At 62.2% G+C, this 13,911-nt stretch carries 12 protein-coding genes; 6 read left to right on the top strand and 6 right to left on the bottom strand.

From position 1 onward, the window contains the following. Nucleotides 1–79 precede the first annotated feature (79 nt). Nucleotides 80–4,945, bottom strand: coding sequence for an NAD-glutamate dehydrogenase (locus P9255_RS01385; RefSeq protein ID WP_309789063.1), 4,866 nt, complete (start codon nt 4,943–4,945; stop codon nt 80–82). A 443-nt stretch (nt 4,946–5,388) separates the two neighbouring features. On the opposite strand from P9255_RS01385, the gene P9255_RS01390 reads away from it, so the two are divergent. Further along, complete coding sequence (locus P9255_RS01390; protein ID WP_309768502.1) at nt 5,389–5,616, top strand: hypothetical protein; 228 nt, start codon at nt 5,389–5,391, stop codon at nt 5,614–5,616. A gap of 236 nt (nt 5,617–5,852) precedes the next feature. Here the strand turns inward: P9255_RS01390 and P9255_RS01395 are convergent, their stop codons facing one another. Further along, nucleotides 5,853–6,260: an Hsp20/alpha crystallin family protein gene (locus tag P9255_RS01395; RefSeq protein WP_309768503.1), complete on the bottom strand. Its 408-nt coding sequence runs from the start codon at nt 6,258–6,260 to the stop codon at nt 5,853–5,855. A 17-nt stretch (nt 6,261–6,277) separates the two neighbouring features. Next, nucleotides 6,278–6,721 (bottom strand): Hsp20/alpha crystallin family protein, encoded by a 444-nt coding sequence (locus P9255_RS01400; protein WP_309768504.1) that lies wholly within the window; start codon nt 6,719–6,721, stop codon nt 6,278–6,280. A gap of 249 nt (nt 6,722–6,970) precedes the next feature. Here P9255_RS01400 and P9255_RS01405 point away from each other — a divergent pair, with 249 nt between their 5' ends. From P9255_RS01405 to flhC, 3 genes are all read left to right on the top strand, one after another. Beyond that, the gene (locus P9255_RS01405; RefSeq protein ID WP_309768505.1) at nt 6,971–7,354 is read left to right on the top strand and encodes a hypothetical protein; all 384 of its coding nucleotides are present in this window, start codon (nt 6,971–6,973) and stop codon (nt 7,352–7,354) included. 574 nt (nt 7,355–7,928) lie between these two features. Next, nucleotides 7,929–8,225 (top strand): flagellar transcriptional regulator FlhD, encoded by a 297-nt coding sequence (locus P9255_RS01410; protein WP_309768506.1) that lies wholly within the window; start codon nt 7,929–7,931, stop codon nt 8,223–8,225. Between the two features lie 2 nt (nt 8,226–8,227). Continuing rightward, a complete protein-coding gene (gene flhC, locus P9255_RS01415; RefSeq protein ID WP_309768507.1) occupies nt 8,228–8,812 on the top strand; it encodes a flagellar transcriptional regulator FlhC in 585 nt (194 codons plus the stop codon). Nucleotides 8,813–9,341: 529 nt separating this feature from the next. On the opposite strand, the gene P9255_RS01420 is transcribed toward flhC, so the two are convergent. Further along, on the bottom strand, nt 9,342–10,682 hold the full coding sequence (locus tag P9255_RS01420) for an MFS transporter (RefSeq protein ID WP_309768508.1): 1,341 nt from the start codon (nt 10,680–10,682) through the stop codon (nt 9,342–9,344). A 125-nt stretch (nt 10,683–10,807) separates the two neighbouring features. Then, a complete protein-coding gene (locus P9255_RS01425; RefSeq protein ID WP_309768509.1) occupies nt 10,808–11,767 on the bottom strand; it encodes an MBL fold metallo-hydrolase in 960 nt (319 codons plus the stop codon). A gap of 174 nt (nt 11,768–11,941) precedes the next feature. On the opposite strand from P9255_RS01425, the gene P9255_RS01430 reads away from it, so the two are divergent. Next, entirely contained in the window at nt 11,942–12,748 is an 807-nt protein-coding gene (locus P9255_RS01430; RefSeq protein WP_309768510.1) for an IclR family transcriptional regulator, read from the top strand. Beyond that, nucleotides 12,738–13,571 carry an IclR family transcriptional regulator gene (locus P9255_RS01435; RefSeq protein ID WP_309768511.1) on the top strand — a complete coding sequence of 278 codons (834 nt, stop codon included), beginning with the start codon at nt 12,738–12,740 and terminating at the stop codon, nt 13,569–13,571. Before P9255_RS01430 ends, P9255_RS01435 begins: the two co-directional genes overlap by 11 nt. A 120-nt stretch (nt 13,572–13,691) precedes the next feature. Here the strand turns inward: P9255_RS01435 and P9255_RS01440 are convergent, their stop codons facing one another. Next, nucleotides 13,692–13,910, bottom strand: coding sequence for a DUF2783 domain-containing protein (locus tag P9255_RS01440; protein WP_309768512.1), 219 nt, complete (start codon nt 13,908–13,910; stop codon nt 13,692–13,694). Between the last annotated feature and the right edge of the window lies 1 nt (nt 13,911).

Genomic DNA, 13,911 nt, shown 5'->3' on the forward strand with positions numbered 1-13,911 from the left:
GTCGAAGCGAGACGGCTCCGGGACAGCCTGCGCGGAAAACGGGCGACAGCGACGGCGCGCGCCGCTGTCGCTGAGCAGCCTAGGCGCGTTCCAGCACCGCCATCTCGCGCACCACGACGAGCAGCATCGAAAGACTCGCGACGCCGCTTGCACGCAGTTCCGCGAGCAGGCGCGTATAGCGATCCAGCGCATCCTGCCGCCGGGCGCGCCAGGTTTCGACGATCACGTCGGCCGCATCGATGCCCCGCGATTCTTCCAGCGCGCTCACCGTCAACGCGCGCTTGAGACGCGCGAATTCTTCGAGCGCCGCCGCACGCGCCAGCAGATCCCAGTGCGTCGAGATCGGCAGCGCCATTGCGCGTTCGGCTATGCCCCGATAGTCGAGCAGCGTGCCGATGCCGAAGTACACGCTCGCGACAAGTTCGAGACTGCGCTCGGAGCACGCCGCGACTTCCGCACTGTCGAGCACCGCCGTTGCAATCTCGCCGCTTGCAACGCGCGCCGCGATGCTGCTTTCGACGCCCGCATCCTCCAGTTCACGCCGAAGCCCGTACCAGGCGTCCAGTTGCGCGGCAGGCAGCAGCGCCGGCAGTTGCGGCATGAGCCGCTGCGCCGCCTCGCGGCAACGCGCGAGCAGGCCCCTCACTTCGTCCGCACTGGCGCCGTTGCGCTTGACTTGCCGCAGAAACCACAGCGACGTTTGATCGAGCAGGCGCACGACATCGACGAACATGCGGGCCTGCACTTCGTCCGCGACGATATTGTCCAGCGCGTCGATAGAGCGCCACAGGTCGTCGAGATCGAAGACATCGCGCGACAGCAGCGCGGCGCGCACGATATCGCTCGGGCGCGCATCGGTTTCCTCCATCAGCCGATGCACGAACGTGCAGCCCACGCGATTCACCAGCGCATTGGTCAAATGCGTCGCGAGAATCTCGCGCCTGAGCGGATGCCGCTGCATCGCTTCGCCGTAGCGCTGCTGCAGGGGCTTCGGGAAGTAATCGGGCAGCATGCCGGCGACGAGCGCATCTTCCGGCACATCGGATTCCAGCAGTTCGTCGTAGAGCCACATCTTTCCGTAGGCGAGCAGCACCGCGCGTTCCGGCGATGTCAGCCCGGACTTCGCCGCCGCGCGCTCAGCGATGTCATCGTCGTTCGGCAAGAACTCGATGCGCCGCTTGAGCCGCCCCGCGCGTTCCAGATAGCGCATCATGCGCGCTTCCGCATCGAGCGTTTCGGCGACATGGCGCTTCGCAATGGAAAGCGCCTGCGTCTGCGCGTAGTTGTCCTTCAGCACCAACAGTCCGACTTCATCGGTCATCTCGGCGAGCAATGCATTGCGTTGCTTCCCGGTCATCTCGCCGTCCGCGACCACGAGGCCGAGCAGAATCTTGATGTTGACCTCGTGATCCGAACAGTCGACGCCCGCCGAGTTATCGATCGCATCCGTGTTGATGCGCCCGCCGTGCTGCGCGAACTCGATGCGCCCCAGTTGAGTCAGGCCGAGATTGCCGCCTTCCGCGACGACCTTCACGCGCAGTTCCGCGCCGTTGACGCGCACGCCGTCGTTCGTACGATCGCCGACCTGCTGATGCGTCTCCGCGCTCGACTTCACATACGTGCCGACGCCGCCGTTGTAGAGCAGGTCCGCTTGCGCGAGCAGGATCGCGCGAATCAACTCGTTCGGCGTCAGCACGGATGCGGCGATGCCCAGCGCCGTCTGCACCTGGGGCGACACCGGAATGGATTTCGCGGTGCGCGGATACACGCCGCCGCCGGCCGAAACCAGCGAGGCGTCGTAGTCGGCCCAACTGGAGCGCGGCAGCGCGAACAGGCGCGCGCGTTCCTCATAGCTCGTTGCCGCATCGGGCGTCGGATCGAGGAATACATGCCGATGATCGAACGCCGCGATCAATCGGATATGGCGCGACAGCAGCATGCCATTGCCGAACACGTCGCCGGACATGTCCCCGATGCCAACCACGGTGAAGTCGGTGGTCTGCGTATCGAAGTTCATCTCGCGGAAATGGCGCTTCACCGATTCCCACGCCCCGCGCGCTGTGATGCCCATTCTCTTGTGGTCGTAGCCCACCGACCCGCCGGACGCGAAGGCATCGTCGAGCCAGAAGCCGTATTCGTGCGCGATGGCGTTCGCATAGTCGGAGAACGTGGCCGTGCCTTTGTCCGCGGCGACCACGAGATACGGATCGTCGGCATCGTGGCGCACCACGTCGGGCGGCGGCACGATGCCATCGGGCGTGCGATTGTCCGTCACGTCGAGCAGGCCGCGCAGGAACATCTGATAGCACGCGACGCCTTCGGCGAGAAACGCCTCGCGGTCCGTGAGGGGCGGCGGGTTCTTCACGACGAAGCCGCCTTTCGATCCCACCGGCACGATCACCGTGTTCTTCACCATCTGCGCTTTCATGAGGCCGAGCACTTCGGTGCGGAAATCCTCGCGACGGTCCGACCAGCGCAGTCCGCCGCGCGCCACGCGTCCGCCGCGCAAATGCACGCCTTCCACGCGAGGCGCGTAGACCCAGATTTCGAACATCGGCCTGGGTTCGGGCAGGCCCGGCACTTTCGACGGATCGAGCTTGAACGACACGTAAGGACGCGGCTCGCCGTTCGCATCGCAATGAAAGTGATTCGTACGCACGGTCGCCGTGATGACGCCGAGGAACTGGCGCAGGATGCGGTCCTCGTCGAGATTCGGCACCTGGTCGAGCGCCGCCTCGATATCCGCGAGCACGGACTCGGCGGCCTTCTCACGATCCTCGGCAGTCCCGCCGCGCGAAGGATCGAAGCGAACCATGAACAGTTGCAGCAGTTTTCTCGCGATCAGCGGATTACCGATCAGCGCGCGTTCGATATACGCGTCGCTGAACGTCGAGCCGACCTGACGCAGATACTTCGCATAGGCGCGCAGGATGGTCACGTCGCGCGAGCCGAATTCGGCGCGCAGCACGAGCCGGTTGAAGTCGTCGTTCTCGATCTCGCCCGACCACGCGCTGGCGAAGGCGTTTTCGAAGAGCGGCTTCACGCGGTCGATATCGAACTCGACCTCGTCCTGCAATTCGAGCCCGAAGTCGTGAATCCAGGCGTTCGGCGCGCCGGTCGGCTCGATCAGATACGGACGCTCCTCATCGACGCGCACGCCCAGATGTTCCAGCATCGGCAGGCTGTGCGACAGCGCGATCGGATCGCCCGCGCGATACACCTTGAAGCGGAACGCGCGCCGCCCGGCTTCGATCGGGCGATACAGACTCATCGACAAGCCGCCCGGCTGCGTATGCGCGGCCTCGATCAATTCGATGTCGCGCACCGCCGTGCGCGCCGGATAATCCTCGCGATAACCGGCCGGGAAGGAATCCGCGTAGCGTTGCAGCAGCCGGTTGCCTGCTTCCTCGCCGTGACTGTCGATCAGCGCATCGGCGAGATCGTCCTGCCAGCGGCGCGCCACCTGCACGACGCGCGTTTCGAGTTCGCGCGTATCGACTTCCGGCATCGTGCCGCGATCCGCGCGCACGACGATATGAATGCGCGCCAGCGGCGACTCGGAGAGCAGCGGCGTGAACTCGATGCTCTTGCCGTTGAACGCCTCCAGCAGCACTTTGCTGATGCGCCGGCGCAGGTCCGTGTTGAACTTGTCGCGCGGCACGAACACGAGACAGGACACGAAGCGGTCGAAGCGGTCGCGCCTAACGAACAGGCGCGTGCGCTGATGCTCCTGCAGACGCAGCACGCCGAGCGCGATCTCGAAGAGCACGTCTTCGTCCGCCTGAAAGAGTTCGTCGCGCGGATATTGCTCCAGCACCGTGATGAGCGACTTCGCCAGGTGGCCTTTTTCTAGGAAGCCCGCGCGCCGCACGATGTTCGCGCACTTGCGCCGCACGATCGGGATTTCGGAGGTCGGCACGAGATACGCGGTCGACGTGTATAGCCCGAGGAAACGCCGCTCGCCTGTCACCTTCCCGTCCGGCGACGTGCGCTTCACGCCGACATAGTCGAGATAGCCCGGCCGATGCACCGTTGCACGGGAGTTGGCCTTGGTCAGGAAAAGCGGTGCCGCGCTTTCGATGATCGACGCCGCACCCGGAGGCAGCGGCGTCAGGTCGCCGGGCGTCGTCTCACGCAGATTCTCGCGCAGGATGCCCGTTCCCGAACCGGGGACGCCCCGCAGCGCGAAGCCGCCGTCGTGTTCGACGAGATCGTAATCACGGCTGCCCAGAAAGGTGAAATGGTCCGCGACCATCCATTCGAGGAACGCGCGAGATTCGACGCCGTCGGGGGTGGTGTCGCGCGTCTTGAGTTCGCCGATCGCGGCGCGGGCGGCGTCGATCACCTTCGGCCAGTCCTCGACCGCCGCGCGTACATCGCCCAGCACGCGCGCGATGTTGTCGCGCACTTCGTCGAGGCGTTCCGCGTCGCTGCAACGATCGACTTCGAAATGGATGAACGATTCGAGTTCGGAGTTGCCATCGCCCGCTTCGGCGTGGGCTTGCCCGATCCGCTCGATCTCGCCCGCATGCGTGCCCTTGCTCGAACGCCACACGCGGAATACCGGATGAATCGCTGAATGAAGCGCGAGGCCCAGGCGATTCAGTTCCATCGTCACGGAATCGACGAGAAACGGCATGTCGTCGTTGACGATTTCCACCACCGTGTGATCCGAATGCCAGCCGTGCTGCTCGAGATTCGGGTTATAGACGCGCAGCACTTCACGCCCGCGCACGAACTTCTGCGCCGTCTGCCAGTGCGCCATGGCCGCGCCGTAGAGATCGGCGACATCACGGCTCGCTATGTCCTCGACATCGACCTGTTCGTAGTAATAGCGCAGCAGCGGCTCGATGACGTGGAAGGCCGGCTCGGGCAATCGCCCTCGTGCGAAATCCAGAAGATCATTGATGAGGGGTTCGACGCGCGCTTCGTTCCTGACAAGCATGATGTCCTCCCGAGGCTTGGCGCTTCAATGGGCTGCTTCCTTCGAGTGCATGCCGATTATGCGCCGCGCGGCGCGTTTGGCCTTGTTCCGGCCATGTGCGCTTGCACAACGCGAGGCCGAGTCACGGGAGCGCGGCTTATGGGAGTCGTTGCAGGCGAGGGAGTTGACTCGCTCCAAGTTATACGACAGTGGGGCGCATCTGCTTGGGGTCGTTCTAATGTGCTCAACTGTCCTGGCACGGGCGCGAGTTGCCAAACCTCTGATTTAAGGACCTGCTTCGTAACTGTAAGGAAAATTAAAAGTACTGCATAGACGAAAACTGGATCGGTAATATCACACGTCGTTTCGATCCTTGTCAGAACATAGTGAAAAAGAGGAGCGAACCGTTCACCGTATCGCGGCATCCAGGTGCCGATGCAAAACAGAATCTGAGAGAGATACCAATGATCATCTATCACGGCGGAGCGGCGTTCGAGCCGAACGTCACGCGTAACGGAAATGCTTTCGTAGCCACAGCGTCGATTCTCGAAGAAGACGGCCATTCGACTTCGCTCGGGAAATGGGGCTTTTTCGCGAACGAAGACTGCGCGATGCACTTCGCGATTCGATCGGCGACTGCCTTCATCGAAGGCGATGAATTGCCGGTGCCGCCCATCAGGCTGTCGGCTTAAAACGGCGCATTAATCAGTCGCGCTCGTCAGGCGCTGATGCTGTGATGCACGTACGGTAGCTCGCATGGCGTCATCTTGCGCCGGCTTGTGCCACGATAAGCGGTCGGACACTGCTACTCGCTCCTCACTGCGCGTCGCTAGCTCCTGTTTGAGTCTAAAACGCCGGACGGCACGCTTGCGGTCGTGGACGCAGCGCCGCGCTGCGCCGCGTCCACCTCATGCCGTGCGGCTCGTTCTCAGCTTGCAGTGACCTCGATGCGCCGCGGTTTGGCTTCCTCGCGACGAGGCAGGGTCAAACGAAGCACGCCGTCTTTTAACGACGCATCGATCCTCGACAGATCGAAGTCGTCGCTCACCGTGAAGCTCCGCGAGAAGCGCGGCGCCCGCACATCGGCATGAATCAGCCGCAGGTTGGGCGGCACGGGCACGACGGACTCGGCGTCGATCGTCAGGCGTCCGTCCTGAACTTTCACGTCCAGCCGGTCTTTCGAAACCCCGGGCAAGTCAGCCCAAAGGGTGACCGAGTGCGCGTCTTCGATGATGTCCACAGCCGGCATCCGGGGATCGCGCCGGCGCTGATCATTCGACTCTTGCGGAGCCACTGCGCTTTGCCCGCGCTCTGTAACTCGTGTCGTATCGCTCATGACATCACCTCATTCGCTCATGACTGGACGGTGATCGCGCGCGGCTTGGAAACCTCGCGCTTGCTCACGGAAATCAGCAAACAACCGTCGACGTACCGGGCCTGCACCTTGTCGGGATCGGCCTGCTGCGGCAGTTCGATGGCCCGTCGGAAGGAGCCGCTAAAGCGCTCGTGAGCGTATTCGCGCGTGCCTTCGGGCAACGCGCCATCGCGCGTCACGCGCTGGCCGGCGATGATGAGCAGACCCTTGTCGACTGACACGTCGAGCTTCGCCGGATCGAGACCGGGCGCAAACGCGACGATCTCGATCGTGTCGTCGGTCGAACCGATGTTGATTTGCGGGAATGCGTCGAAGCGGCCTGAACGCAGGCTGCTCGGAAGGCCGTCGAACAGACTCGACATCTGCCTTTGCAATCTCTCCAGCTCGGTAAAGAGATTGGCCCCAGTGAAAGCGTCATTCATCTTTGCTCTCCTCTGGCGGCAAGAGGGAAGCTGTTTTTTGCGCTCCAGCTTAGCTGCCCCGATGCCGCGGACAAAGTAAGTTGAAACACGCAGCGCGCACTCGTCGCGTCTGCCTTTCTACCGCCTAATATAAAAAAACTTTCTAAAAATTCAAGGGGCCGTCTAGCCATTCGACCGGCCATTTATCCACTTGAAAATCGCTTGCCCGACCATACAGTCCCCCGCGACTTTGCTCTCAGGAGACAACTCGTGGAATTCGATACGGACTGGATTACCCTCGGAAAGCATCGCATCAAGCTGCGCTCGACGAAGGGCTTCCCTAGCGAAATCATGCACCGGGTCGCTGAAGTCACGCGTCTCGCGGTCGATCACAACATGAGCGCGCGGGCGCGCATCGTCGAGATCGTGTTTCGGCAGGAGAAGGCCTACGACGTCACGATTGGAACCACCATGGCCGATGATCGCGTGTGCGCGCCGCAGCTCGAAGCGGCGATCGCGACCGTGATGGGCCTCTTGCCGGATCAGGTGAACCTCTTCGTCGAGGCGGTCACGCAAGAGGAGGTGGACCTTCACTTCGGCGTCTACGAGCGAATGCTCGCGGAAAAGCTCGGTACCGTGCCGCCGCTGCAGTGACGGGCGGCTGGGCGAGGCGAGGGATGAAACCGGTCGCTCCTCGCGCGGCGATGAACGCGATCTTTGCCTGCCGGGTCAGGCCATCGTCGTATCGGCTCGTCTTGAAGCGTTAGCCTGGACACCGGCTGTACAACAGCCGCAGCGTGGCGGCCCGGACGCCGTTTGTCACGTGCGCGCGCCGTCGTCCATCGTTCGCGCACGCTCCCAATTTGCCCCGGAGAAAGTAAGGCTGTCGTATTTATGCGTCGGTCGCTAATACCGATTCAGTAATCCTTGCTTCTTTTTGCGTCAGAAGTCGCGCCGTCGTTACGTATTGCTTTCCTGCCGACATCGGCTATAGGCGAGTAAAAGAGGGCGCAAAAACCCGGTATTACCGTCTATCTTCTTTGGAAAATGCGCCGTAAAAGAAAGAAGACTCTTCTCTCGTCAACGATTGCGCACGCTCGTTCAGACCATAGCAAACGTTGCGCGCTGTAACTAAATGTTGCAAAACGCTGTGCTTAGTCAGACAATTCATTCGCGCCTTGACTGACAGCGCGATGAGCAAGTCGAACTTACTTACTGGTCTGCCGCCATGAACGCCACCTCCGATCTGAGTGCTATCCGCGAATTGAACATGTCGTACTTGATGCTCGCACAGCGCGTTCTCGCGTCGGACCGGGAGGCGGCGCAGTCGCATCTCGGCCTCTCGGCGGAAATGGCGGACGCACTGTTGAAGCTGTCGCCTGGTCAGGCCGAGAAGCTGGCGTCGTCGTCGCAAGTGCTCTGCTTCTTTCGCATGAGCACCGATGCGATGCTGGCTGGCCTCGCCGGTCGCAGCAACGAGGCGCGCGCAACGGCTCCTTCTAACGACGTCCTGCTGGCGGCCTGACCATGACTACGATCACCGCGTCCAAAAGTCTCGCCGACGAAGCCGCCCAGGTCATGCGCGCGATTACGCTCATCAAGCTGGGCGCTCGCATGCAAGTGCTGGAGTCCGAGTTCCCGAAGCTTTCGCGCGAGCGACTGATTCGCCTGTACCGGGAAGTGAAGGGCGCATCGCCGCCCAAGGGCATGCTGCCGTTTTCGGAGGACTGGTATCTGACCTGGGCGCCGAACATTCATACGTCGATGTTCGCCAACGTCTACGCGTTCCTCGAGGAAAACAGCGAAGGACTGGATCGGGTCGATCTGCTGACGCGTGCCTATGCGCTGTATGCCGAGCACTTCGAGATGAACGGGGAGCCGTTGCAGATGGACCTGACTCGCGCCTGGACGTTTATCCGCTTCAAGGACGCTGGCCTGCTGCGTCTTGCAGGCTGCACGCGCTGTCGCGGCAAGTTCGTCGCTCACGCGCACGAGCCGTCGCACTCGATGGTGTGCGGCATCTGCCAGCCACCGTCGCGCGCCGGCAAGACGAAGGCGGCAGCGAAAGCCGCGCTCGAGCGTAGCGCGGCAATGCAGGCACAGGCGGCCTGAGGGGTTATTTGCGGCGTGCGGCGCGCCAGACGGCTGATCTGGCGTTCGCACAGTCTAAGTCGCTCAGCCGCGCGCACCATCGTCAGCCGATGCTCGCAGACCGCCTCGATCACTTTAATGCGTTCGAGTTCGTGCATGCTTGCCGTGATCAGTCCACGCTGTCCAAGATTGAGCCCTCGATGACGCATCGAGCCAGCATGCGCCCGAGGGCGGAAATCGGACATTTCTAATGAGCCCAAATCGGACATTACTAAAAAGGCGTGACAAGTAAAACCGACGCTAAATTGCGTTATGTCAACTTGGCTTTCGAAAGCAGCAGACGCCGTCCCACGCTTCGATACATGGGACGCTCAAAGCCGAAAAAACGCGCTACATCCGGCTCCGGCCTTCAGCCCACCGGTGATCAAACCCCTGCCCGAAGCGCCGATCAGCGGTGACGATATGCTCGTCGTCGTGTAAGCCCTTGCAGCGCGCGCCATCTACGATGTTCCAACTCTGCGGCAAACGAAGCACCAAATCCGATACGTCTTTACTGCGTGCTCCTCGCGTCCTTTTTCACACCCGCCATCAGCGCGAAGCCGCTCAGCACGAGCAGTGCGGCAAGCAGATGCACCGCCAGATCCATGCTCCCTGTGCTCGTGCGAATTTGCCCAATCACCCAGGGACTGACGATGCCGCTCGTGATGCCGATGCTGCTGATCAGTGCGATGCCTGCCGCGGCTTCATTGCCTGACAGGTGGCTCGGCGGTACCGCCCAGAAGATCGGCAACGCGGCGAAGATCAGCACCGCCGCCGTGGAAAGGATCGCCAGCATCGCCGGAAGACTGCTCAGGTGCAGCGTCAGCGCTGCCAGCGCAATGCCGCCGCCGATGGTGCAGAAGGCGAAGTGCTTGCGGCGCTCGCGTAGCCGATCCGAGCGCCGCGCGATGAGAATGAGGCCGACCGCGCCGATCGCATTCGGGATGACCGTATATAGACTGACCTGCACCACGTCCGTGATGCCGAAATCGCGGATCATCAGCGGCATCCAGAAGTTGAGCGTCAGTGACGCACACGTCAGCGCGAAATAGATAAACGCGAAGAGATAAACCCGCGGATTCAGCAGCGCAGCCGCGAAGCTGCGCGTGTCGTGTCGATGTGAGCTTGCCTTCGCCCCGCCCTGCTCCTGCGCACACAGTGTCATGATGCGCGTGCGTTCCTCATTGGTGAGCCAGGGCGCGTCCTTCGGTCTGTCGACCAGGTAAAACAACGCGACGAACGCGAGCAGAACGGCCGGCGCGCCCTCGATGGCGAACATCCATTGCCAGCCGAAGAGGCCCATCACACCGCTCATATCGCGCATGATCCAGCCGGATATCAACCCGCCGAGGACGCCGGCGACCGCCACGCCGGCGAAAAACACCGACATCACCCCGGCGCGGCGGCTGGCGGGAAACCAGTACGTGAGGTACAGCACGATGCCCGGGAAGAAGCCCGCCTCGAAGACGCCGAGCAGGAAACGCAGTACGTAGAAGTGCGCAGGCTTCGACACGAACATCATGCCGACCGAGGCGATCCCCCACAGCAACATGATTCGCGTGAAAGTATTTCGTGCTCCGAATTTCGCCAGCAGCATATTGCTTGGCACTTCGCACAGCACATAGCCGACGTAAAAGACCGCAGCGCCAAGCCCGTACATCGCATCGCTGAAACCCAGGTCGTGCTTCATCTGCAATTGCGCGAAGCCGATATTGATGCGGTCGAGAAACGATACGACGTAACAAAGGAAGAGGAAGGGAATGATGCGCCAGGCGACCTTGGCGAATAACTGATGATCGTCCACCGCCGCCTCGAAGGCGCTCGAGGATTCGATGTTGAGGGATTTGTGCATAGTCTCTCTCCACGACGGCCGATGTGCGTTCAGCGCATCGTTTCTTCCGGGGCGTCTCGTGCGCCCTTGTCGAGTGGCATGAAAAAAGGCCCCAGACACGGGACCTTCGGCGCCGGGCTATTGAATCAGTCCTGAAGCGCGGCCCACATTTCCTTGTCGCGCTGCGCCGTCCAGATGCGCGGATGCTTGATGCCGCTTGCCTCGTCATAGGCACGCGAAACGTCGAACGGCAAGCAGTGTTCGTAGATGAACACATGGCCGAACTTCGGGTCCATCGACTTGCGCGTGAGCGCCATCGAACCCTTCAGATCGAGGTTTTTTGCGACTGCGTCGCGGCCCGCTTGCAGCAGCGTCGTGACAAAGTCCTTCGTGTAGTCGAGACCCTTGTTGACTTCGGCGGGCGACAGCAGCGCCGGTCCACGGCCGGGAACAAGCTTCTCAGCGTTCAATGCGCGCAGTGCTTCGAGCGTTGCAGGCCATTCTTCAAGTTGGGCATCGCCGCAATAACAGGCAGCGTCGTATTCCACGAGATCGCCCGAGAACAGCACTTTCTGCGACGGCAGCCAGACAACCGTATCGCCTTTAGTGTGCCCCGCGCCCAGATGCGCGATCTTCACTTCGAGCTTGCCGAGCCACAGCGTGATTTCCTTCTCGAACACGAGCGTCGGCCACGTGAGACCCGGCACCGTCTCGACGCCCGCGAAGAGACGCGGAAAGCGCTCGATCTCCGACTTCATGTCCTGCTCGCCACGCTCGACGATCATTTCATACGTGCCGCGGCTCGCAATGACCTGCTGCGCGCCTTCCTCGAAATACGCCGATGCGCCCAGCACGCGCACTGCATGATAGTGCGAGAGCACGACGTACTTGATCGGCTTGTCGGTGACGCTGCGGATCTTCGCGATCAGGTCTTGCGCCATCGCGGGCGTCGCGGTTGTATCGACGATCAGCACGCCGTCATCGCCGATGATGACGCCCGAGTTCGGATCGCCTTCCGCCGTGTACGCGTAGGCGTTTTCGGAAAGCTGCGTGAACGTGATCTTCTTCTCTTCCAGGTCGGCCTGCGAAGCAAATGCTTTTGCCATGTCTGTCTCCGTGGATCGGCAGGGGATGACCAATAGTCGCGCCACGTGTCAAGTTTGTCAATGGCAAACAGACTTGCTATATTTAAACCAAGGGAAAACCCCGCGCTTGGGCGGCAATGCGCCAATGCGCTAGCATCGAACACTCGGACGTGACACACAAAGCGAGTCGGACAATTGAAAGAAGCGGCAGAGAAGTCACAGCGCGGCATTCAGAGCGTGGAAGTCGCCGGTCGCATCCTGCAAGCACTGGCGAAGCGGCGCACCGCGGCTCCACTGAGCGAACTCGCCAGCGCGGCGGCGCTTTCTACGGCGCAAGCGCACACCTACCTGGTCAGCCTGACCAGGCTGGGCCTCGTCAAACGAGATGCGTTGACCGGATATTACGAACCGGGGCCCCTCTCCCTGCGTCTCGGGCTTATTTTTGTCGAGCAACAACAGGCCTACCGTGTTGCCGCGCCGTACGCGGCGAGTCTTGCCGAGAAGCTCGGATTCAGCGTTGCAGTATGCGTTGCCGGTGCACAGGGGCCGATGATCGTGCGGTACGAGCGAGGCGCCTACCCGCTGCATGTCAACCTGCACATCGGGACGGTCATGTCGCTCAGCACAACATCGACCGGCCGGGTTTTCAGTGCTTTTCTAAGGCCGGACCGGTTCGCTGCAATGATGGAAAGTCAGGGAATCGCGCGGCTCAACCTCGGCTTCGACGATGCGGAATCGAGCGACAGCGCAAAGACCGAGAGTCTCGACAAAGTACGCAAGCGCGGCATGGCCCGCAGCGTCGATTCGCCGAGTCCGGGCATCAGCAGTCTGAGCGTCCCGGTGTTCGACGCCGATGGAAGCATGCAGCTCGCGCTGACCGTGATCGGTCCGTCCGGGGCGATGGACGTCGCCTGGAACGGGCAGATAGCCACTGAGCTTCAAGACGCATCCCGACGCATCACCGACTACTTGACCGAAAGCGCATCGATCCATGCGGACTGAATTCACAACCGGCACGAATGACGTCGCTAGCGCGGACATCAAAGCGCAACGCGGTATCAACGCACTCGACAGCACCGGCGAACTCTTGATGGCAATTGCGACGGCCAGCCAGCCCTTGAATTTGCGCGATCTGGCGGCCGCGGCCGGCATGCCGCCGGCCAAAGCCTTTCCGCATCTGGTGAGCTTGCAGAAGATCGGCCTCGTTTCGCGCAACGATGACGGCTCCTTCACGGCGGGGCCGCTCGGCTTCGAACTCGGACTGATCGCGCTGCAACGCATGTCTCCCACGCGTGATGCGGAACCGGAGATTGCGTCGCTCGCGGTGACGACGCAGATGACCGTCGCCGCCGCCACGCTTGGGCCTCTCGGACCGACGATCATCCGCCTGGAGGAATCCGTGCGGCCACAACACATCAGCCTGCGAGTCGGCACGGTCATGTCGCTGCTACATACGGCGATCGGACGTGTCTTCGCCGCCCATCTGCCGGAGGACGTGCTGGGGCGTTTGCTCGTGCAAGAGCCTATAAGACTGGCGGGCGTCGAGACGAAGCCCGCGCTGTCGCGGGCCTGTCGCGAGCGACTCAAGCGTATTCGCATCGAAGGGATCGATGAAGCATTCGATGCCCCCGTGCCCGGCATCGGCACCTTCGCCGCGCCGGTGCTGGATCACACGGGAAGCGTTCCGCTCGTCATTGCGGTCATCGGATCGTCGGCCAGTTTCGACCGCGACCCGCATGGACCTGTCGGCCACGCGCTCCTTGCGGCCGCCCAGCGCCTGTCATGGCGTTTCGGCTCGCTCGGCAAGGCAGTGGCGGGAACCTGACTCAAGCATCGGCGTCCGGCAGCGTGGCGGGGTCGGCCGCGAAGAACGCCGGGTGCGTCGCGCGAAGCCGACAGGTCTCGCCGTGACGGTTTCGGATAGGGTCACTCCGTTTTAGCGTGTTCACGCGGGCACCGGCACGCTCGCGCCTAAGCCCGCGCGTGCTTTCTCCAACGCCTCCTCGAGCACGTCCATGTCGCCGATGTGATTGGCGAGCAGCAAGATCAGCTTTGCGTTGACGAGTTGGCTGTCGGTTTCACTCAGCCCGTTATGCGTTTCGATCAGACGCTCGTAAAACCCGTCCATGTCCTTGATGTTCGGTTCGATGTTCAGGTGGCTCATG

The organism is Caballeronia sp. LZ019, assembly GCF_031450825.1.
In the GTDB taxonomy this organism is placed as follows: domain Bacteria; phylum Pseudomonadota; class Gammaproteobacteria; order Burkholderiales; family Burkholderiaceae; genus Caballeronia.